We start from the raw sequence: 21,191 nt of genomic DNA, 5'->3' as shown, positions 1-21,191 counted from the left end.
ACCAAGAAGGTTGCAAAGGGTGCACCATCGGCCAAACTGCCGATCTCCCCCCTTGCGGGGGAGATGCCCGGCAGGGCAGAGGGGGGTGTGACGGAGCGCAAGTTCCGCCAGGCAGCCTGAGTCTTCAATCCGACCACTTCACCTTGGTCAAATCATTGGCCTGGATCGGTGCGTTTTCCCACAGGCCTTGCAGCTTGGCGTCCCAGACGCCGACCTTCGGTAATTCGTAGAGGAAGCCGACCACGGCGTCGTCGGCCAGGATCTTCTGCGCTTGCCCCAGCAATTCCTTGCGCTTGGCTTCGTCGGAGGTGACGCCGAGATCGGCGATCACCTTGTCGAAAGCCGGATTGTCGTAGTTGAAATAATAGTCCTTGCGCGAATAGATATCGATGTCGTTGGGCTCGGTGTGGGAGACGATGGTCAGGTCGTAATCCTTCTTGGTGAACACCTGATCCAGCCACTGCGCCCATTCGACCGGGATGATCTCCAGATCGATGCCGACGTCGCGAAGTTGTGAGGCTATGATTTCGCCACCGAGGCGGGCATAGGCGGGCGGCGGCAGTTTCAGCGTCGCCTTGAAGCCGTTTTCGAGGCCTGCCTCTTTCAGCAATTCCTTGGCCTTGGCGACATCATGCGGGTAGCGGCCGGTGAGGTCGACATAATCCTTGCTGGCCGGCGACATGTGCGAGCCGATCGGCTGGCCGAGGCCGGCCGAGGCGCCGTCGATGATCGCCTTGCGGTCGAGCGCGTAGGAGATCGCCTGCCTCACCTGCAATTTGTCGAACGGAGGCTTCTTGTTGTTGATCGACAGGATGGTCTCACCCTCGGTCGAGCCGATCACCACCTTGAAGCGCGGATCGTCCTTGACCTGCGCGACACTGTCGGCATCGAAGAACGGGAAAGCCTGGATGTCGCCGGAAAGCAGGGCCGGCACATAGGCCGCGGCATCGGGCACGATGCGGAATTCGGCCTTGTCGAGGGACGCCGGCGTTCCCCAGTAACTGTCCGATTTGACCAAGGTGATCGACGATCCCTTGGCCCAGTTCTGGAATTTGAACGGGCCGGTGCCGATCGGCTTCTCCTTGTTGGTGTCTGCAGATTCCGGCGCCACGATTACCGCGTCGCCCCAGCCCATATTGTAGAGGAACGAGCCCTGCGGGTTTTTCAGCGTGACCTTGACGGTTGCCGGGTCGACCACGTCGACTTTGTCGATGGCGGCGAACAGGCCCTTTTGTGCGTTGACGGAATTTTCGGCGCGGGCTCGATCGAGCGAGAATTTTACGTCGCTGGCGTCGAAGTCGGTGCCGTCATGGAATTTCACGCCGGTGTGCAGCTTGAAGGTGTACACTTTGCCGTCATCGGAAATGGTCCAGCTTTCGGCCAGATCCGGCAGCACCTCGCCATTCGGCCCGATGCGCGTCAGGCCCTCGAACACATTGGCGTAAAGCACCTCGTCGATCGCCGCGGCGGCACCGGCGGTCGGATCGAGATGCGGTGGTTCGAGCGCGATGCCGATGACCAGGTCGGTACGAGCGGCAAACGCCGAGGTGCCGGCCAGTGACAGCACTGCAGCGGCCAGGATGGTTTTCCACAGTTTCATCGTGCAACTCCCCATGCGTTTCAGACAGGTGCTCAAACCGCGGCGATAGAAGCGTGATTTCGCCACGGAGTAAATTGCGTTTCGTTCTGCCCGTTGGCGGGGCCGGGAATGTTTTTGTCCTGGCGACCGCATCGGCAGGTCGAAGCTTGTCGCGGTGCGCACCTATTCCGTGGCTGTGCCGCGCAGCAGCACGTTGAGCCCGATCGCCATCACCTTGGCCGATTCCACCATGTCCGATATCCCGACCCATTCGTCCGGCCGGTGGGCGAGGTCGAGAATGCCCGGCCCATAGGCGATGCAATCATAGATATGGCCGATGCGCGCAATGTGCTTCTGGTCGTAGGTGCCGGGCGAAATGACATAGTCGGGTTCGCGGTCGAAGATCGCCATGATGCCTTGCGCAACCGCCTTGACCACCGGGGCGTCGCGCTTGGTCATCAGCGGCAGCACTTCCATCAGGTCGCGGATTTCGTAGTCGAATTTTGTCCGCTCGCGCTTTAGCCGGTCGAGAATACCGGTCACTTCGCCTTTGACGGTGTCGAGATCTTCCTCCAGCAGGAAACGGCGGTCGATGGTCAGCCGGCAGGAGTCGGGCACGTTGGGCGACGGCAGGCCGGGCCGGAAGTCCTCGGTCTGGCCGCCATGGATCGAATTGATGTTCATGGTCGAGCGTTTTGCCCCTTCGGGCACGACCGGCATGCGCGTCATCTTGCGGTCGAGTGCGGGGAACAGCTCGTCCTCGAAAGCCCTCAGCACGGCGCCCATGTGACGTACGGCATTGTCGCCGAGAAACGGCATCGAGCCGTGCGCGATCTCCCCCTTGGTCTCGATCTCCGCCCACCAGACACCGCGATGACCGAGGCAGATGCGGTCCTTGTTGAGCGGCTCGGGTATGATGACGTGGTCGACTCTGGGCTTCGAGAAATAGCCCAGGCTCGCCAGATGGGCGACGCCGCCGAAACCACCGGACTCCTCGTCGACCGTGCCGGATATTTCGATGGCGCCGGGAAAATCGGGGAAGACTTCCAGGAAGGCTTCGGCTGCGACGATCGAGGCGGCAAGACCGCCCTTCATGTCGCAGGCGCCGCGGCCGTAGACCTTGCCGTCTTTGACGATGCCGGCAAAAGGATCGACGGTCCAGCCGTCGCCAGCTTCGACCACGTCGATGTGCGAGTTGAAGTGGACGCAGGCGCCTGACGATCTTCCGTCGAAACGGGCAACGACATTGACGCGCGGGTAGCGGTCGGTGTCGCCGGGCGTGCCTTCGGCGCGGATGAACTCGGTCTCGAAACCGCTCTTCTTCAGCCGCGCGCCGAGATATTCGGCGCATGGCCGATAGGCCTCGCCGGGTGGATTGATGGTCGGAAACCGGATCAGCTCAGTGGTCAGCGCGACGACATCGTCGCGACGATCATCGATTGCCCGGAGGAGTCGCTCGTTCATGCGCGGAGTTGAGCAGCGATCGTCTTGGTTTTGCAAGCCCGTTGGTGATCGAGCCCGTGCGGCGTGTCGTTGCGGCAACTATTGCGGGAAATCGTTCAAATTCGCTGCTTTGGATTGGCGAATTGGTCAAGGTGTGTGTGTTAGCCCGTTCATCTGCCATTGAAAAGATGAAAGACAATTTGAGGGCAGACAGGTTAGGGGCAATCAAAGGGGTTTGATCGCATGAAAAAGACAGTTCTCATGGCAGCCGTGTTTGTTGCGATGCTGTTCGGTGCTTCGGGGCAGGGCTGGGCAGCCAGCCTCGTTGCAAATATTGACGTGTCGTCGCAGACGATGACCGTCAGATATGGTGCGTCGGTTTACCGGTGGAGCGTCTCCACCGCGCGCAAAGGCTACATTACCCCGCGCGGCAGCTATCGGCCGCAACGGACGGCGCGGATGTGGTATTCGCGCAAGTACGACATGTCGCCGATGCCTCATTCCGTGTTCTTCCGCGGCGGCTATGCCATTCACGGCACCGGCGCGGTGAGGCAGCTCGGGCGCCCGGCATCGCATGGCTGTGTGCGCTTGCACCCGACCAACGCCGCCGCCTTCTATGCGATGGTTCGGCAAGCCGGCTTCGGCAATACGCGGATTGTCGTGACGAACTGAAGAGATTCAGGTTCGCTGTTGTCGGCTGGCGCAGGGCTAACACCCTCGCCAGCAGTTCTGTTTAAGCGTTTGGGACCGCTTTTGCCTGCGAGGGCCGCTTTCGACGCCCGCCGCTGATCTCCCACCTTTTGTGGAACCACATCCACTGGCCGGGATCTTCTCGCACCCAGCGTTCGACGACATCGTTGAGACGCTGGGTGGTGGCGTGGACATCGACGCTGCCGTCAGCGGTGCGCGGCAATGTCAGCTTGTCCTCGATTTCGAGCCGGAAGCGGTTGCCTGGCAGCCTGATGCAGCGCGCCGGATAGACGTCGCAGTCATAGTGACGGGCAAGGGTGGCCAGCACCCGATTGCTCTGGCACGGACGGCCGAAGAACGTCGTATCCAGTCCATTGGAGAATTTCTGGTCGACAAGGATGCCGATGTTGCCGCCGTTCTCCAGGACCCCGGCCAAGGCGAATGAGGCACCGGCCATCGATGGCAGCAACGAGCCCATGGTCGAGCGGCGCGTCGAGAGGATGTAGTCGGCAAGATAGGGATTGTTGGGCGGCCGAAACAGCGCCGTGATGTTCATGCCGAAGGTCGCCGCCGCCACAGGCAGCAATTCGAAATTGCCGAGATGGCCGGTAAAGACGATATGCGGCTTCTGTTCGGCAGCGATTTCGAGGAAGTGGTCCGCTCCCTTGACCTCGATGCGGCCGGGCTTGCTGGCCGTGGGGTCATAGTCGAAGAGGGCGTCGAGAAAGATGTATTCCGCGGCAAGACGGGCCATGTTGCCCCACATGTCGGAGGCGATCTCCTGGATTTCGGCCTCGCTCTTTTTCGGATAGGCCTTGCGCAGATTGTCGACGGCGACCTGATGGCGTCCCACCCGGGGGCCGACCAGGCGTGCGACGCGGTCAGCGAAATTCAGCGCACTGTCGGCCGGCAGCAGACGCAGGACGGAGATGATCATCATCGCCGCCCGCGCCACCAGCCAGTAATTGAGCTGGCGCAGTTGCCTGCCGTAACGAAATTTTAGATCCCGGCGGAACTTCTTGAACACAGAGGTCAAGGCTCTAGCCGACGCGCAGGATGATCTTGCCGAACACGTCGCGGCCTTCCATGCGCTTCAGCGCGGCATCTATACCGTCGAAGTCGACTTCGGTATCGATGACAGGTGCGACCTGTCCCGCCGCCATTTTCTGCATGGCGTTTGCCATGTTCTCCATGCGGCAGCCAAAGGAGCCAAGCAGTTTCAATTGCTGCTGGAACAGCTGCATGAGGTTGATCTGCGTCGACACGCCGGAAGTCGAACCGCAGGTCACCAGGCGGCCGCCACGCTTCAGGCACAACATCGAGGCGGCAAAAGTGTCGGCGCCGACATGTTCGAAGACGACATCGACGCCCTTCTTCTTGGTCAGCTTGCGCACGACGCCCTCGAAACGGTCGTCGCGGTAGTTGATGACATGGTCGGCGCCGAGCGCCTTGGCCTTGTCGATCTTGTCGTTGGAGCCGACCGTGGTGATGATGGTGCAGCCCATCCGCTTGGCCAGCTGGATGGCCGCCGAGCCGATGCCGGATCCGCCGGCATGGATAAGGATCGTCTCGCCGGGCTGTAGCCTGGCGTTGTCGAACAGCATGTGCTCGACCGTGCCGAAGGTGACGGGCGCGACCGCCGCGCCGATGTCGGTTACGCCGGGCGGGGCAGGGACCAGCAGGCGAGCCGGCAGGTTGATCTTCTCTTGCGCGAAACCGTCGAGATGGAAACCGTGCACACCCGAAACATGTTCACAGAGGTTGTCGCGGCCTTCGCGGCAGGCTCGGCAGAGGCCGCAGGTGCGCGCGCCGTAGATCGATACCAATTGTCCGGGCAGCAGGCTGGAAACGCCGGGGCCTACCGCCTCGACCTCGCCGGAGGCTTCGGCGCCGACGACCAGAGGCAGCTTGCGCTTGGCGAAGGCCATGCCGCGCCAGCCCCAGACGTCGATATGGTTCAGCGCCACCGCCTTGATGCGCAGCGTGACTTCGCCAAGTGCCGGCGGTGAGGGTGGCGGCAGGTCCACCGTTTCAAGACGGCGGTCCTCGATAAGTTGCAATGCGCGCATTGGGCCTGTCGGTTTCGGTCTGGCTGAAAAAGGTCGCTTAGACCGGTTCCCGCGCCATGACAAGGCAAGTGTTCTGGCCGCCGAAGCCGAAGGAGTTCGACAGAACGGTGCGGACCTCGGCATTGCGCTTCTTGTTCGGCACCACGTCGAGCACGATCGCGGGGTCGGGATTGTCATAGTTGATGGTCGGCGGAATGACGCTTTCGCGCATCGTCATCAGCGAGAACGCCGCCTCGACGGCGCCCGCCGCCGACAGCGTGTGGCCGATCATCGATTTGTTCGACGAGACCGGCATCGAGCCGATCCGCTCGCCGAACACGGTCGACAGCGACAGATGCTCCATCTTGTCGTTTTCGGGCGTCGAAGTGCCGTGAGCGTTCACGTAGTCGATCTCGTCTTCGCTCAAGCCGGCATCGGCAAGCACAGCACGGACCGCCGCGATCGCCGGCGAAGCGTCCGGCTTCGAGCGGGTGCGGTGGAAATCGTCCGCCTTTTCGCCGCAGCCGCGCAGGATGCCAAGAATCGTGGCGCCGCGCGCCATCGCGGCTTCCAGCGATTCCAGCACGAGAGCGCCGGAGCCCTCGGCCAGCACAAAGCCGTCGCGCTCCTTGGAGAAGGGTTTTGACGCCTTTTCGGGAATGTCGTTGTGGGTCGACAGCGCCGACAGCAGCGAGAAGCGGATCAGCGCCTCGGCGGTTGCCGAACCGTCGGCGCCGATCGACAGCGCCCGGTCGCATTCGCCGCGGCGGATCGCCTCGACACCGAGCTGGATGGCGGTGGCGCCGGAAGCGCAAGCGGTCGACAGCGTGATCGGCAGCCCGCGTGTGCCGAAACGGTCGGCAAGCCGGTCCGCGATCGAGCCGAACTGCGTGGTCTCGAAAATGTCGAGTTCCTTCAATCCGCGCGCCACCCGCAGCAGCCGTTCGCCGCCGGAGTCCAGTTTGTCGGAATTGTAGAGCGCGAAGCGGTCGTGCCAGTCGAGTTCGACCGGCGGTGAAGCGAGGAAGAGAGGACCACCGAAATCACCGGAATCGAGGCCGGATTCGGCCACGGCCTCACGCGCGGCGGTTTCCGCCAGTTCATAGGTGAGGTGGCTGGAGCCCTTCGAGCTCGATGGCAGGAAGTCGACCATGCCGGAGATGCGGGTGTTGAGATGATCGACCGGAAAACGGGTGATCGGGTGGATGCCCGACTTGCCCGAGGTCAGCGCCGCCCAATTGTCGGCCTTGCCGACGCCAAGCGAGGTCACCACGCCGATGCCGGTGACGGCGACGATCGGCCTGCCCATATGATCGTTCAGATTGGCCATGCGGGAGCCCTCGAGCGTTTATCGTTGCAGCATGGATCGTGGAACACCGCCTCAGGCGGCGTTGATCAGCGCCATGCCCTCGAATTGGTGATAGCCGATCGCCGTTGCAAGGACGGTTGCGGGAACCCCTTCGAACGGCTTCTCGGCTGCGGCATCAAAAACGGGGTAGGCGGCCTTGCGATCGACGGCCAGCGCCGCCAGTGCCACGGCGAAGGGAAACTGTGCTTCCTTCATGTGCCCGGTCAGCGTCGAGAAGCCGCGCGCGGCAATCGCCGGATTGGCGTCGAGCGCGGCTTTCTCGGCGATGGTTGCCGTATGGGCGCCCGACGCGCCCGACAGGGCCAGCAATTTGCCGTTCGGCATTGCAGCCTGCTTGAGCAGCGCGGCGATCTCGACGTCGAGTTCTCCCCGTGGCCGCCTGGCGCGGCCGGAGACGACCGGCCCAAGCTCGGCATAGATCTTTCGGCCCCGGCTTGTTGCATGCTCGCGTTGCTCCAGCACCAGGAAGGCACCGCCGGAACCGGTCACGACGCCGCCGCCCTCAGCACCGTGTCTTTGCCAGACTGGCTTCCAGGGGCCGCGATGCAGATAGCCGGCGAGTTCATAGCCGAGCAGCATGTCGGAATGTTCGGTCTGAAAGGCGCCGCCGACCAGGATGTGAGTCGACTGGCCCGAGCGGATGCGCGCGGCGGCGGTCTCGACGGCGGCGACGCCGGCACCTTCCTCGCCCATGAAGGTTCTGGACGATCCCGTCACCTTGTGGACGATGGAGATGTTGCCGGCGAGCAGATTGGAAAGCTGGGCCAGAAACAAAGTCGGCCGCAATTCGGTGGTCAATTTCTCGTTGAGCAGCACATCGCGGTCGTTGCGGCTTTCCGAAGCGGCGAGAATGGCGGCATCGACCGCCTCGTCGCGTTCGCCGCCGCCTGCGGCCACAACCATGTCCATGGTCGTGCAGAGTTCGTCATTGCCCTTGATGCCGGCGTCGTCCAGCGCCAGGCCTGCGGCATAGGTGCCGAGCCTCTGCCAGGTTTCCATCTGGCGCTGATCGCCGCGTTTGGCGATCTGCAGGTTCCAGTCGATCTCCGGCAATGGATGGACGGTATAGGGTGCAAAGCGCGCCGCTTCGAGCACCGGTTCCAGGCCCGGCTGCGCGAGCTTCTGCCAATGGGCGTCCGGACCTTCCCCCAGCGAGGAGACAAGGCCGATACCAGTGATGACGACGTCGCGGGGGCTGCTCATGAGCGGCTTTGTGGGTCAGGCGGCAGGGCGCGTCAAGATCGCGCGCTCAACCGAAGTCAGGCGGTCTTGGCGGCAACCAGTGCGTCGATCTTGGCGCACAGGTTCTTCATGACGAAGTAATCGTCGGTCGAAGCCTTGCCGTCGTTAACTTCCTGGGTCCACTTTTCCAGCGGCACCTTGATGCCGAATTCCTTGTCGATGGCGAAGACGATGTCGAGGAAATCGAGGCTGTCGATGCCGAGATCGTCGATCGTGTGGCTCTCGGGCGTGATGGTTTCGATATCGATCTCGCTGGTGTCGGCAATGATCTTGGCGACTTTGTCGAACGTGGTGGACAAGGGCTTTTCCTTCGGTTGCGGGCGGAATCTGTCCGCATCTGGTTTGGGCGCTGTCTAATCGGTTTTTCCCGGCAGGAAAAGGCCTGATACGCCGGGCGCAGATGGGTAGGGTGTCCGGAAAACGCAAGAAGGCCGCCGGTTTACCCGGCGGCCCTTCTTGTTGACGCTACGTCAGCCTTTGTTTCGAGGCATGTCGTTTTCCCAAAACCGGAACCACTTTGGGCGACATGCATCAGCTGTCGCGGAGCTTGACCAGGTCGTTCAGCAGCCCGCCCGTTCCGTTGTGGACGGTCAGCCGCTCGACCTTGCCGGCGATGGTTTCCAGAGCCTCAAGCTCCTTCAACCGCAGCATCACCGGGTTTTCCGCCATCACCCTGGCCGTGTTGAGGAGGGAACGCGTCGCGTTCGTCTCCTCGCGGCGACGGATGATGTTGGCCTCGGCCTGCTTTTCGGCCGACACCACCTGGTTGAGGATCTCGCGCATCTCGCCCGGCAGGATGACATCCTTGAGGGCGATATCGCTGACCTCCACCCCGATCTCGGCCATATCGGCGCGGACCTTGCCAGCGGCTTCCTCGTCGATCGTCACCTTCTTTTCAAGGATCTGATCGAGTGTCAGCGCGCCAAGGGTCTTGCGGAAGGCGTACTGCAGGGCGCGGTAAAGGGCTTCGGAGAAGTCCTTCACCATGCTCACCGCCTTGACAGGATCGACGACCCGGTATTCGGCTGCGATGTTGACGCGGATCGTCACGCGATCCTTGGTCAGCACTTCCTGCCCGGCAACGTCGAGCGACTGGCGCTTGAGGTCGACGACCTTGATCTGCACCATGCGTCCGACGTTCCAGAAGCCATGCACGCCCGCCGTCAGCGTCCTGACCAGGACGCCGTCGATGAACAGCAGTCCGGCCTGACCGTCGACGACCGGATGGACCGACATCAATTCCGCCTTCCGGGCCTGGCCGAGCCGGCGCATGACCGCCGCATCGATGGCGAGATCGACCGATGTGTCGATCAGCGTCACCTTCCACGGACCGGCATCCGTCCACAGCACGAGCTTGCGGTCCGGCGCCAGAACGGCGTGCAGATTGCCGTCACGCTCGATAATGGCGACATCCGTGCGCCCGGTGCGAACGACGGTGAAATGACGCGCGGCCACATCCGGGAGCTTGTCGAACAACGCCTTCTCGTATGCCGAAACGAATTCCGGGTTCTTCAGATCGTGCCGGGACACTTCAAGGCTGCCGCGCCGGTTGGCGAGCCAATGTTCGCCCGGCAGCAGGACAGTCTTGATCTCACCCTTGTGGAGGGTGAGGGCACGTTCGTTTTCCTTTACGAGGACGCGCTCGCGTCCAAGAACCTTGTCGAGAATTGTCATTGTTTCACTCCTGTCGGGCATGGCCCCATGCGAGGCGTCAAGTCATGCGTCGATCGTTCCTTTCGTTTCTCGTTTCACATCATCGTCTTGCGTCATCGTCCGGGCACGAATGATCCGGGGACTGGTGGCATCAATCCGTGGCGGGCCTTCGGGAGCGGATCGCGGGGCAGCGAAGCGGGCGCCGGAGGCCGAAGCTTCCTTTGCCGGCGACACTGCGCCTTGATCGTCACCGCGGGCCTGGCCGCGAGCCGATGGCGAAAGACGCTTGGGATGATCCGCGCCCGAGGGCTTGGGCCATCCGTCCAGTCTTTCGCATTCCAGTCCCCGGACCGTTTTTCGGATGGCTTGGAGGCCAATGGAGAAGGAATCGAACCTTCGACAGTCAGATTGACAATCTGATGCTCTTCCAGCTGAGCTATCCGTGGTGCAGACGACGGGACTCGAACCCACAACCTCCGGACAAAATCCGGCGCTCTCCCAGTTGAGCTACATCCGCGATCCCAATCCCCAAAGCGGCGCCGTATACAGGGCGGCAAAGCCGCCTGCACGGGCGGAGGCGAAAGCTCCAACCGTTGTGCTCACTTCGGTTCTCGTGACCGGGAGCGCGCCTATAGCCCCTGCGACGGGTTGTCGCAAGCGGCATTGTCGTGGCGAATTCGCGGCTTCTTGCGGCGGTGGCATTTCGGCAACACCGCTTTCGACGTCAGCGATCGCGCGCAGGGAGCTCAGAAGGTGACGCGGCCGAGTACGCGCAGGCCATCGCCCTGCGGCTCCACGACCACGGCCTCGCCTTCGCGCGGTGAGATGCCGGTCAGCGCCACGATGTCTTCCAGATGGGTGACCATGACCAGATTGTCGGAGCCGGAATAGGCGCGGATCTCCTTCATGATCGCGTCGAGTTGTGCTGCCTTCTCGGCCGGATCGCTCTTCAGGAGATCAAGCGGCGCAAACAGCTCCGGCTCGGCCTCGAAGGCGATGCGGGCAGTGTCGAGGCAGCGGCAATAGCGGCTGGACAACACGCGCTCGATCGGTGCCGCACGGGCGGCAAACAGAGCGCCGATCTTGCTCGCCTGTTGCTTGCCACGGGCCGACAGGTTCATCTGGGTGGCGCAACTGTCGATGTCGAAATTGGCCGGGTCGGTGGTGCCGGTGACCATGGCATGGCGCAGCAGCACGACATGTCCGCCATCGCGCAGCAGCGCCCAGCCTGCATCCGTGGCGTGGGCCACGCCGGGAATAAGAAACAGGAACAACGCCAAGGCAAATCGAATCATCCGCTATCCTTCTCCGGTTCCCGGCAATGGGTTCCGGTGACGGGACATATAGGGACGGTAAAGCCAGCCGAAAGACAAGGCGCGGTCGGCGGGATGCGTAGACCTACTTCTTCGCCATCTGCTTCTTCACCAGATCGATCTTCTGGTCGGTGAGCGGGATCGGGATCGTGTAGCCGGCTTCGGTAAAGCCCTGCTTGGCGTTCTCGAAGAATTCGATCGCCTTTTGATATTCGGCCTTGCCCCCGCCATAGCTGGCTCGGTTCCAGCTCACGTCACCGAGATTGTTCTGCGCGAAGGCCCATTGCATGGGCAGGCTTTCCCTGGTGAATACCTTCAGCGTGGCCGCGAAGGCGGCCTCGGCATCACCGAGGTATTTGTCGGTGCGTTCGAGATTGCCGAGGTTGAGCAGGCTCATGCCGATGCCGTTCTGGGCGTTGGCCCAGTCGACCGGTGCCTTGTCGACGGTGAGCACTTCGAGGGCTGCTCGGCGGGCCGCGATGGACTCCAGCAAGGTCCTCGGGTCGGCATTGCTCATGCTCAGCCAGTGCAGCGTCGAGCCGAGGCCGGCTTGGGCCAGCGCCCATTGGCGCGGGTTTGTCTCGCGCTTGTACTCGCGCAACGCATCGCGGTAGGCGGCAATGGCTTCACCATAATGTTCCGGCTTGTCGGTGACGCCGCCGAGGAGCTGCAGCGTGTTACCGAGATTGTAGTGGCTCATTGCCCAGTCGAGAGGGAATTTTCGTCTGACATAGACCTGCCGGGCCGCCCGGAAGGCCGCGGCCGACTGCTCCAGCTTGGCCGCGTCTCGGGTGCGCTGGCCAAGCGTCTGGTAGATCGAACCGAGATTGTTCTGCGCCGACGCCCAGTCCATCGGGAAACGCTGCCGGGTAAACACCGTCAGTGCATCGTCATAGGCCGCAGCTGCCTCTTCGAGCGCGCCGGTGCCCATATCGAAGCGAGCGACACCGCTCAGCGCGTTGCCGAGGTTGAGCCGGCTGGTTGCCCACGAGACCGGGAAGGTGTCATGGGTTCGCACTTCAAGCGCGGCACGGAACGCGTTGGCCGCCTCGTTTATCTTCGCCTTGTCGTTGAGTTGGATGCCGAGCGACACCAGCGTGTTGCCGAGATTGTTCTCGACCATCGCCCATTCAACCGGCGCCTTTTCGCGTGTGTATTCCTCAAGTGCCAGCAGGTAGGCCGCCTCGGCTTGCGTCAGATGTTCGCCGGCGGCCTCGCGCTCGGAAAGCGCATAGAGCGCCAGGCCGAGATTGTTCTGCGAAGCGGCCCAGTCGAGCGGCACTTTTTCGCGCGGGCGTTTCTGGAGCGTCGCGCGCATCGCCACCACCGCCTCGTTCAGGCGCTTCGGGTCGCTCTCGCGTTCGCCGATCTTCAACAGCACATTTGCCAGATTGTTCTGCGCTGCGGCCCAGTTGAGATCGTCCTTCTCGCGCTCGAACACGACAAGGGAATCGCGAAAGATCCGCGCTGCCTCTTCAAGGCGCGCGGTCTCCGTCTCGCGCTCGCCGATGGTCTGCAGCACCACCGCCATGTTGTTGCGAGTGATGGCCCAATCGCGGTTTTGTTCGCCATTTGGGATGAAGTTCAGGATAGTGCGATAGGCCTCGATGGAGTGCTGCAGCGCATCGAGGTCGCCGGTGGCGTAGCCGTAGGCGTTCAACGCCTCGGCTTCCTGGTTCTTGTAGTTCCAGCGCAGCTTGTCGTCCCATTTTTCGGCCAGCGAAAACGCCTTGGCGTAGTCGCCGGCTGCGGATTTGTAGTCGAACACCAGGCCAGAGGCATCGGCCCGCCTCGCATAGATCGCGGCATCGGCAAGACGCTTCTGCTTGACGAGATCCTCGGCTTGATCGACCGCATCGTTGGTCTGTTCGATCCGGCCGACGGCATCGTCGAGGAATTTACGCGCTGTCACGATGGCGCCTTGGCCGATCGCCTTGTCGGCGGAGGCGACAAGCCGTTTGATCTCTGGGTCGTCGGTGCGAAGCGCTGCACGCTCGGACATCATCTTCTTCAGGCGCTCGGCCTGGGCGTCGAGCACCTTTTGCAGGTCGGTCGGATCTTCCGGGATCTTTTCCGTGCCGAGCGCTTTCAGCACGCCATAAAGCGCATCGAGCGGCACGCCTTCCTGCAGCGAGGCCAGTTCCACCTGCGCCCGTTTCGGGTCGGGCAGGTCGGAAATCGTCAGCAGGAGTTGGCGCCTTTCGCCGGTGATCAGCCCGTCGTCGCCGGTAGGCTCCGCCGGCGCGACGCCGAAATAGAGCAGCCGGCGCAAGCTTTCATTGACCCAGGGGCGCTGCTTTGCCTTTGTGTCGAGATAGACCTCCTCGGTCACCATGCGCATGACCGAGCCGAATTCGGTGCCCTTCATTGCCGCGAGGTGGCGCAGCAGGGCGGACGCATAAGGGCTGTTTTCGCCGGCGGCGCCATCGAGTGCCGGACGCCCCGGTTCGGCGGCAAAGCCGACCACCGTACCCAGGCTCGCGTCGGCCGCCGGCGCATCGCCCAGCGCCTTGGCGCCGCGTACCGGTCCAAGACCACCGGCACCGATGGGCGAGGCGGAGGCGGTCGGCGCGCGCCGCACCATGGCGTCGGCGGGGAACGGGTTGGTGCGGCAGGCATCGAGCAGCACGATCGTCACCGGCACGGTCGTTTTCAACGCGTCCATGACGGCGGAAATCGGCACCAGTGCCTGGTTGGCATCTCCGAGGGACGACACGTCGGCATCGACTGGAACCAGATAGTTCTCGCCGCCGGCCTCGATGCCGTGACCGGAATAATAGATGAAGGCGACATCGGCGCCTTCGGCATCTTCCGTGAAGCGCTCCAGGTCGCGCTTCAGCTTCACAGCGTCGCGATCGGTGACGCTGCGGGCGTCGAAGCCGAGGTCGGTCAGCATCTTGGCCATGTCGCGGGCGTCGTTGGCCGGGTTGGGCAGCGCGGCGATGCGCTCGTATTTCGACTGGCCGATGATCAGCGCCACGCCTTTGAGGCTTTTCGTCTCTGCAACTGCAAGCGCGGTCGCGGCAAGGCAGAGCAATGCGGCGACGAAAGCCGTCAGCCACGCCTGCTGCAAAAGATTACGCTTCGAGGTTTCGACAAAGGCCATTTGTCGTTGGTGTCCGCCCTGATGATCCAAACCCTCTATAACGTTGCCAGTCTACCATGATCAAATTCGGGCATGATCAAATTCGGGCGCGATTGCGCCGCGGCCGTGGCTCGCCTATCCCTGAAAAATGTCGCCGCTCACCGAAACCGTTCTTTTCGTCTTCAGCCTCGTCGCTCTCGGCTATCTCACCGGGCTCACCGGCTATCTGAAGCCGGCCAGCGGGGACGGCATCTCTGAATTCGCCATCAACGTGGCGATGCCGCTGCTGCTGTTTCGGACGATGGTGAATTCCGATTTCCATGGCGTGGCGCCATGGTCGCTGTGGGGCGCTTACTTCACTGCGGTTGCAATGACATGGGCTGCCGGCCATCTGGTGACGACGCGAATCTTCGGGCGGGACGCACGCACAGGTATCGTCGGTGGAGTGTCGTCGTCCTTCTCGAATGTGGTGTTGCTGGGCATTCCCTTCGTTCTCGGTGTATTCGGGTCCAGCGGATTCGAAGTGCTGTCGCTGCTCGTTTCCGTGCATCTGCCGACCATGATGATGGCATCGATCATCATGTTCGAGATATTTGGCCGCGGTGGCAGCGAGCCCGTACACCCGCTGCGCATCATCCAGAGCTTTCTGAGAAGACTGTTCACCAATCCCCTGATCATCGGCATCCTGGCCGGGCTGGCATGGCGCCTAACCGGCGCGCCGCTGCCGAACCTTGCCACGCGGCTGGTCGATGCGCTGGCTGACACTGCCGGGCCAGTGGCGCTGTTCGCCATGGGCCTCAGCCTGCGCCGCTTCGGTATCTCCGGCAATGTCCGGCCGGCTCTGGCGCTTTCGGTGCTGAAATTGTTCCTGATGCCGGCTCTGGTTCTCGGTCTGGTCTGGCTGCTTGGCCTGCCGCCATTGACGGCCAAAGTGGCGGTGGTGGTGGCGGCGCTACCATCCGGCATCAATTCCTATCTCATCGCCGTGCAGTTCAACAGCGGCCAGGCGCTGGCGTCGAACCAGATGACAATCGCCACGGCGAGCGCGGTTGTTACAACCGCCTTCTGGCTGACGGTGGTGCTCCACGTTTTCGGATAGGATATGTCGATAGTCAGATGGTGCGGCCAGCGATCGGCACGGCATATGTCCGGCCTGCTCTCGCCTCGGGCTGGTCCAACCCCTATATGCCATCTTGCGATTGCTTGCGGGCCTTGCCCTCGGTAAAGAGCAGTGGCTCCGGCGTGCCGGCTTCAGTCCATGGCGCACGCTCACCGAAGATTTCACAGACCGGCCCGTCAGCGCGCCGAACGGAGGATAGACCATGCTTCAGAAAACCAGCCATTTCATGCGGCAGGCCAATCTCATCAATGGCGAATGGGTGCAGGCTGACAGCGGCCAGACGGTTGACGTCAACAACCCGGCCACCGGTCTCAAGATCGGCACCGTGCCGAAGTCGGGCAAAGCCGAGACCCGCCGCGCCATCGAAGCCGCCGCAGAAGCTTTCAAGACCTGGCGCAAGACGACCGCGCTCGAGCGCTCGAAGCTGCTGCGCAAGCTGCATGACGCGATGATGGACAATCAGGACGTGCTGGCCGAACTGCTGACCATCGAACAGGGCAAGTCGCTGTTCGAATCGAAGGGCGAGATCGGCTCTGCCGCGGCCTACATATTGTGGTTCGCCGAGGAAGGCCGCCGCACCTATGGCGACGTCGTGCCGTCGCCATGGGCGGACCGCCGCATCCTGGTGACCAAGGAACCGGTCGGGGTCATCGCCGCCATCACGCCGTGGAATTTCCCGTCCTCGATGCTGGCCCGCAAGCTCGGCCCGGCGCTCGCCGCCGGCTGCACCGCAGTGGTCAAGCCGGCCTCGCAGACGCCATATTCGGGCCTCGCCTGGGGTGCGCTCGCAGAGGAGGTCGGCTTCCCCAAGGGTGTCGTCAACATCCTGACCGGTTCGGCAAGCGAGATCGGCGACGAGATCTGCGCCAATCCGCTGGTGTCGAAGATCACCTTCACCGGATCGACCGAAGTCGGCAAGCTTCTCATCCAGAAGTCGTCGGTCACCGTCAAGAAAGTGTCGATGGAACTCGGCGGCAACGCGCCGTTCATTGTCTTCGATGACGCCGACCTCGAGCGTGCGGTCGCCGGTGCGATCACCGCCAAGTATCGCAATTCCGGCCAGACCTGCGTCTGCACCAACCGCTTCCTTGTCCAGGCTGGTGTCTATGACAAGTTCGTCGAGAAGCTCGCTGCCGCCAGCAACGGGCTGAAGGTCGGCTCCGGCCTCGAGGACGGCGTGCAGCAGGGGCCGCTGATCGACGAGAAGGCGGTCGAGAAGGTCGAAGAACTGATCGCCGACGCCACATCCAAGGGCGGCAAGATCGTCGCCGGCGGCAAGCGCCATGCGCTCGGCGGCTCGTTCTTCCAGCCGACGGTCATCGCCAACGCGACACCCAAGATGCGCTTCATGAAGGAAGAGATCTTTGGCCCGGTGGCGCCGGTGTTCAAGTTCGAGACCGAAGAAGAAGCGATAGCGCTCGCCAACGACACCGAATTCGGCCTCGCCTGCTACTTCTACACAGGCGATCTCGGCCGCGCCTTCCGCGTCATGGAAGGGCTGAAATACGGCATGGTCGGCGTCAACGAAGGCCTCATCACCACGCCGGAGGCACCGTTCGGCGGCGTCAAGGAATCCGGCCTCGGCAAGGAAGGCGGACATCAGGGCATCGAAGATTACCTCGATACCAAATATGTCTGCATCGGCGGCCTCGGCCTCTGATATTCTATCCCGGAGATGGGGAGGCCAATGGCCTGCCCATCTCAGCGGGAAAACCAAGCCGAAGTCCTCTGGATCAACTGGCATTACGGGCATGGCGATGAAGGACGGCGAGGTTTTCGGCACGACGCAGGCTGGCGAGCAGGTGCGTCGCTTCACGATCAGGGGCGGCGGCATCACAGCCAACATCATCGGTCTAGGCGCGATCATCCAGGATCTGCGCCTGACCGGGCACGATGCGCCGCTGGTGCTCGGCTACGACAGTCTGGAAGGCTACGAGACGGATACGGCCTTCTTCGGTGCGGTCGTCGGTCGCTACGCCAACCGCATCCGCGACGGCCGCTTCACCATTGGCGGCAGCCGCTACCAGACCGAGCAAAACTTCCTCGACAGGCATACGCTGCATGGCGGCTCGCAAGGTTACTCCCACCGGCCGTGGACGGTTTCCTTGCATGGCAGGGATTTCGTCACGCTGACCCTGCACGATCCCGAGGGCGCGATGGGTTTTCCCGGCGCGCTCGATGTCACCTGCACCTACCGGTTGAAGATCCCCGGCACGCTCAGCGTCGAGCTGACAGCCACCTGTGAGGAGCCGACGCTGTGCAACCTCACCCAGCATTCCTACTTCAACCTGAACGATGGCGGCGCCGGAGACATTCTCGACCACAGAATGATGTTGAATGCCGGCGCCTATCTGCCGGTCGATGGCGATATGATCCCGACCGGGGTGGTCAAGCCGGTTGACGGCACGCCGTTCGATTTCCGCCAGGCGCGGCCGCTGCGCATGGAGACCGAGGGCGAACAGCTGCCCTACGACCAGAATTTCTGCCTCGCTTCGACACGCGGGCCGCTCAAGCAGGCGGCGTGGACGCAAGGCGCCGGTTCCGGTGTCGAGATGGAGGTCTGGACCACTGAGCCCGGCGTCCAGCTCTATACCGGCCAGTATGTGACGCCGCGCACCGGGCTGGAAGGGCGGAACTACAAGGCCTTTTGCGGTTTCTGCCTCGAGCCGCAGATTTGGCCGGATGCGCCGAACCGGCCCTATTTCCCGCAGGCGACGCTGTGGCCGGGCGCGATCTACCACCACGTGACGGAATACAGATTCCGTCTGCCTTAAGGTCCGCCGATATTCAAGTGAGGCCGGCCTGCAAACAACAGTTTCCTGCGCTTCCGGTGCTCACGTACCCAAAAGTACGCTCCGCTCCGGTTCTCGGAACCTACTGTTTTCGGCTCGGCCTGACCTGAATCTCGACAGACCTTAGCTTAGCCTTCGAAAGCGGTTCGCAGTATCTCGAACGGCGCCAGTGCGCCACGTACCTGCACCACGGCGGCGGCGACACGATGGGCACGGCGTGCGGCTTCCAGCGGGTCGTGGCCGGCAAGTCGAGCCGCAAGATAGCCGCCGTTGAAGGAATCGCCGGCGCCCGTCGTATCGGCGGGAGCCGCGACATGGATCGCCGGCACGTCGCGCAGCGTTCCTGCTTGGGCAATCAGTGCCGGCGCTTCGCCATTCTTGACGACGACCTCGCCAACCAATTTCCCGATCCGCTTAGCGGTCACTTGCGGCGTTGCATCCTCAAACAGCATCTGCTCGTCGGGAAAGGTTGGTAATGCGATATCAGTGACGGCAAGGGCTTCGACGATCGCTGCCTGCGCATCCTCGCGATTGCGCCAGAGCCGCGGCCGGTAGTTGGGGTCGAAGGCGACAAGTGAACCCGCTGAGCGCGCCTTGGCAACGGCGGCCAGCAACGCAGCGCGCGCGGCTTCGTCCAGAATTGCCAAAGTGATTCCGGAAAAATAGACAAGCGCCTGATTTCCCAGGTTTTTCGACAATGCAGCTGGGTCTGAGGCGAGTTGCCGCGCGGCGGCGTCGCCACGCCAATAGGTGAAGGAACGCTCGGCCCCGGTCAGCGTGATGGCATAGAGGCCGGGCCGTGCGCCCGCTATGACCGGGCTGGAGCCGATGCCGATGCCGTTTTCGGCCAGGAAATCGATCTGGCCTTGCGAGAAGGGATCGTCGCCGAAGGCCGAGACATAGGTTGCCGGCCGCTCGGTGCTCAACGCATGCAGCGCCCACAGCGTGTTGAACGTGTCGCCGGCAAAGCCCATGCGCCAGTTCGGCCCCGTCTGGCCCGACAGTTCGAGCATGCATTCGCCGATCGAGGCGACGCCGTTTCCCGCCATCTACAGTCCTCCAGTGATCTCGGTGCTGTAGCTTTTTGCCACCGGCAGCGCCATGCTTGGCAAGCAGGGTTTTTTCCGCCACAGCGTTTTCCCACAGGCTGGCGGGATGCGATCCGTTCGGCAGAGCGTTGTCTGCAGAAGAGGAACCGGTTTGGCATCGATATGGCGTTATCTCTTAGCAGGTCTTGGTCTGGCTGCCTTGCTGGTCGGCATTCTCGCGGTCGTCTATCTGACGGCGCCGCGGTCGGCGCAGCCTGCCGGCCCGGATGTCTCGCGCACGAAGAACACCGCCAACGCGCTGTTCGTAGCCAGCTTCGTGCCGGAACGGGGTGTCGTGCGGCAGGGCGAACTGCAATCCTGGCTGCTGACCTTGAAGACAAAGGCAGGTGTTCCGGTGGAAGGTGCCGCGATCGCGATTTCCGGCGGCATGCCACTGCACAGTCATGGCCTGCCGACCAGCCCGCAGGCGACCGACTATCTCGGCGACGGGCGTTATCGAATCGAGGGTGTGAAATTCACCATGAGCGGCTGGTGGCAGTTGCATTTCGCCATCTCGGCCACCGCCGGCTCCGACACGGTGCTCTTCAACGTGGTGCTGTGAGCAGGACATGAGGCGGCGTTCGCGTTTTCTGGCGCTAATGGTGGCCGTTGTCCTTACCGGTTGCACGAAGCCGGATTTTTCCGACGCCGAGAAGACGACCATCGCCTCGCTGGCGCTGTCGTCGCTGCCGGCGCTCAAGCCCGACACCACCAATCGTTTTGCCGAAGTGCCGGCGGCTGCCGCACTCGGCTCGACGCTGTTCTTCGACCAGGGCATGAGCGGTGACGGGTCGATATCCTGTTCGACATGCCACAAGATCGACCGCCAGTTCCAGGACGACCTGCCGCAGGCCGTCGGCGTCGGCCGTACCAGCCGGCGCACCATGCCGCTGGCCGGCGTCGCGCGCGATCCCTGGTTCTTCTGGGACGGCCGCCGCGACAGCCTGTGGGCGCAAGCGCTGACGCCGCTCGAAAACCCGCTGGAGCAGGCGGGAAACCGCACCGCCTACGCGCATTACATCAAGGCGCGCTTCGGCGAGCGCTATGAGCGCATCTTCGGGCCGCTGCCCGATCTTTCGGGCATGCCGTCGAATGCCAGCCCGCTTGGAAACGATGCCGAGAAGGCGGCCTGGAACGCGATGAGCGGCCCGCAGCGTGACGCCGTCAACGGCGTCTTTGCCAATATAGGCAAGGCGATTGCCGCCTTCGAACGCTCGATCGCGCCGGCGCCGACGCGTTTCGACCGTTTTGCGCTGGATCTCGTCACCGGCGCTGAGCCGAAAGGCGATGCGGTCTTTTCCAAGCAAGAATTCCTTGGGCTGAAACTGTTCATCGGCAAGGCCAACTGCGTGACCTGTCACAACGGCCCGCGCTTCACCGACAACAGCTTTCACAACACCGGCGTGCAACCCGTTGCGGGCCTGCCGCCGGATCGCGGCCGCATCGATGCGGTGCGCCAAGTCGAAGCCGACCCGTTCAACTGTTTCGGTGCCTATCGCGATGGCGACGCCAGCTCCTGCGGCGAGTTGCGCTTCATGGTCAAGGATGGCCCGCAACTGATCCGCGCCTACAAGACGCCCTCGCTGCGCGGGGTGGCGGCACGCCCACCCTACATGCACGCCGGGCAGTTCTCGTCGCTCGACGAGGTGGTGGCGCACTACGCCAAGGCTGCCCCCAGCGTCGAGGGAACGTCCGAAGTTCACCCGCTGGAGCTGTCGGATCGTGAACGTGCGGCGCTGGTGGCTTTCCTGAAGACGCTTTCGGAGTAG

At 62.9% G+C, this 21,191-nt stretch carries 17 protein-coding genes and 2 tRNA genes; 6 read left to right on the top strand and 13 right to left on the bottom strand.

Annotated elements, in window-relative coordinates; translation table 11 throughout:
• Positions 1 to 124: 124 nt before the first annotated feature.
• A complete protein-coding gene (locus tag EOA13_RS09405) occupies positions 125 to 1,600 on the bottom strand; it encodes an ABC transporter substrate-binding protein (RefSeq protein ID WP_127291687.1) in 1,476 nt (491 codons plus the stop codon).
• Positions 1,601 to 1,762: 162 nt separating this feature from the next.
• Positions 1,763 to 3,043 carry an acetylornithine deacetylase/succinyl-diaminopimelate desuccinylase family protein gene (locus EOA13_RS09400; RefSeq protein WP_127291684.1) on the bottom strand — a complete coding sequence of 427 codons (1,281 nt, stop codon included), beginning with the start codon at positions 3,041 to 3,043 and terminating at the stop codon, positions 1,763 to 1,765.
• 222 nt (positions 3,044 to 3,265) lie between these two features.
• Between EOA13_RS09400 and EOA13_RS09395 the strand changes: the two genes are divergently transcribed.
• The gene (locus EOA13_RS09395; protein ID WP_023812266.1) at positions 3,266 to 3,694 is read left to right on the top strand and encodes a L,D-transpeptidase; all 429 of its coding nucleotides are present in this window, start codon (positions 3,266 to 3,268) and stop codon (positions 3,692 to 3,694) included.
• Positions 3,695 to 3,755: 61 nt separating this feature from the next.
• Here EOA13_RS09395 and EOA13_RS09390 read toward each other — a convergent pair whose 3' ends face one another.
• From EOA13_RS09390 to EOA13_RS09345, 10 genes are all read right to left on the bottom strand, one after another.
• Entirely contained in the window at positions 3,756 to 4,739 is a 984-nt protein-coding gene (locus EOA13_RS09390; RefSeq protein ID WP_164780037.1) for a lipid A biosynthesis lauroyl acyltransferase, read from the bottom strand.
• Between the two features lie 13 nt (positions 4,740 to 4,752).
• The gene (locus tag EOA13_RS09385; protein ID WP_127291678.1) at positions 4,753 to 5,781 is read right to left on the bottom strand and encodes a zinc-binding dehydrogenase; all 1,029 of its coding nucleotides are present in this window, start codon (positions 5,779 to 5,781) and stop codon (positions 4,753 to 4,755) included.
• A 37-nt stretch (positions 5,782 to 5,818) separates the two neighbouring features.
• Complete coding sequence (locus tag EOA13_RS09380; RefSeq protein WP_127291675.1) at positions 5,819 to 7,090, bottom strand: beta-ketoacyl-ACP synthase; 1,272 nt, start codon at positions 7,088 to 7,090, stop codon at positions 5,819 to 5,821.
• Between the two features lie 51 nt (positions 7,091 to 7,141).
• Positions 7,142 to 8,332, bottom strand: coding sequence for a beta-ketoacyl-ACP synthase (locus EOA13_RS09375; RefSeq protein ID WP_127291672.1), 1,191 nt, complete (start codon positions 8,330 to 8,332; stop codon positions 7,142 to 7,144).
• 56 nt (positions 8,333 to 8,388) lie between these two features.
• Positions 8,389 to 8,670: an acyl carrier protein gene (locus tag EOA13_RS09370; protein WP_006203389.1), complete on the bottom strand. Its 282-nt coding sequence runs from the start codon at positions 8,668 to 8,670 to the stop codon at positions 8,389 to 8,391.
• A 232-nt stretch (positions 8,671 to 8,902) separates the two neighbouring features.
• Positions 8,903 to 10,045, bottom strand: a complete 1,143-nt coding sequence (locus tag EOA13_RS09365) for a slipin family protein (protein ID WP_023812260.1) — start codon at positions 10,043 to 10,045, stop codon at positions 8,903 to 8,905.
• A gap of 346 nt (positions 10,046 to 10,391) precedes the next feature.
• Positions 10,392 to 10,465 (bottom strand) — tRNA-Asp (locus tag EOA13_RS09360).
• A gap of 2 nt (positions 10,466 to 10,467) precedes the next feature.
• Positions 10,468 to 10,541, bottom strand: a tRNA-Lys gene (locus EOA13_RS09355).
• A gap of 229 nt (positions 10,542 to 10,770) precedes the next feature.
• The gene (locus EOA13_RS09350) at positions 10,771 to 11,319 is read right to left on the bottom strand and encodes a histidine phosphatase family protein (RefSeq protein WP_127291669.1); all 549 of its coding nucleotides are present in this window, start codon (positions 11,317 to 11,319) and stop codon (positions 10,771 to 10,773) included.
• Between the two features lie 103 nt (positions 11,320 to 11,422).
• A complete protein-coding gene (locus tag EOA13_RS09345) occupies positions 11,423 to 14,443 on the bottom strand; it encodes a caspase domain-containing protein (RefSeq protein ID WP_127291667.1) in 3,021 nt (1,006 codons plus the stop codon).
• 127 nt (positions 14,444 to 14,570) lie between these two features.
• Between EOA13_RS09345 and EOA13_RS09340 the strand changes: the two genes are divergently transcribed.
• The 3 genes from EOA13_RS09340 (at position 14,571) to EOA13_RS09330 (ending at position 18,316) form a co-directional block, all read left to right on the top strand.
• The gene (locus tag EOA13_RS09340) at positions 14,571 to 15,521 is read left to right on the top strand and encodes an AEC family transporter (RefSeq protein ID WP_127291664.1); all 951 of its coding nucleotides are present in this window, start codon (positions 14,571 to 14,573) and stop codon (positions 15,519 to 15,521) included.
• Between the two features lie 223 nt (positions 15,522 to 15,744).
• Positions 15,745 to 17,202, top strand: coding sequence for an NAD-dependent succinate-semialdehyde dehydrogenase (locus EOA13_RS09335; RefSeq protein WP_127291661.1), 1,458 nt, complete (start codon positions 15,745 to 15,747; stop codon positions 17,200 to 17,202).
• Between the two features lie 91 nt (positions 17,203 to 17,293).
• Positions 17,294 to 18,316 carry an aldose epimerase family protein gene (locus EOA13_RS09330; RefSeq protein ID WP_127291658.1) on the top strand — a complete coding sequence of 341 codons (1,023 nt, stop codon included), beginning with the start codon at positions 17,294 to 17,296 and terminating at the stop codon, positions 18,314 to 18,316.
• A 146-nt stretch (positions 18,317 to 18,462) separates the two neighbouring features.
• Here EOA13_RS09330 and EOA13_RS09325 read toward each other — a convergent pair whose 3' ends face one another.
• A complete protein-coding gene (locus EOA13_RS09325; protein WP_127291656.1) occupies positions 18,463 to 19,383 on the bottom strand; it encodes a sugar kinase in 921 nt (306 codons plus the stop codon).
• Positions 19,384 to 19,534: 151 nt separating this feature from the next.
• Here EOA13_RS09325 and EOA13_RS09320 point away from each other — a divergent pair, with 151 nt between their 5' ends.
• Both EOA13_RS09320 and EOA13_RS09315 read left to right on the top strand, forming a co-directional pair.
• Complete coding sequence (locus EOA13_RS09320) at positions 19,535 to 19,984, top strand: FixH family protein (RefSeq protein ID WP_127291653.1); 450 nt, start codon at positions 19,535 to 19,537, stop codon at positions 19,982 to 19,984.
• A gap of 7 nt (positions 19,985 to 19,991) precedes the next feature.
• Positions 19,992 to 21,191 (top strand): cytochrome c peroxidase, encoded by a 1,200-nt coding sequence (locus tag EOA13_RS09315; protein ID WP_127291651.1) that lies wholly within the window; start codon positions 19,992 to 19,994, stop codon positions 21,189 to 21,191.

Origin of the sequence: Mesorhizobium sp. M7A.F.Ca.US.011.01.1.1 (genome assembly GCF_003998295.1) — a bacterium.
GTDB lineage: Bacteria > Pseudomonadota > Alphaproteobacteria > Rhizobiales > Rhizobiaceae > Mesorhizobium.
Note: the sequence above shows the minus strand (reverse complement) of the source record. Positions and strands in the feature narration are given on the sequence as shown.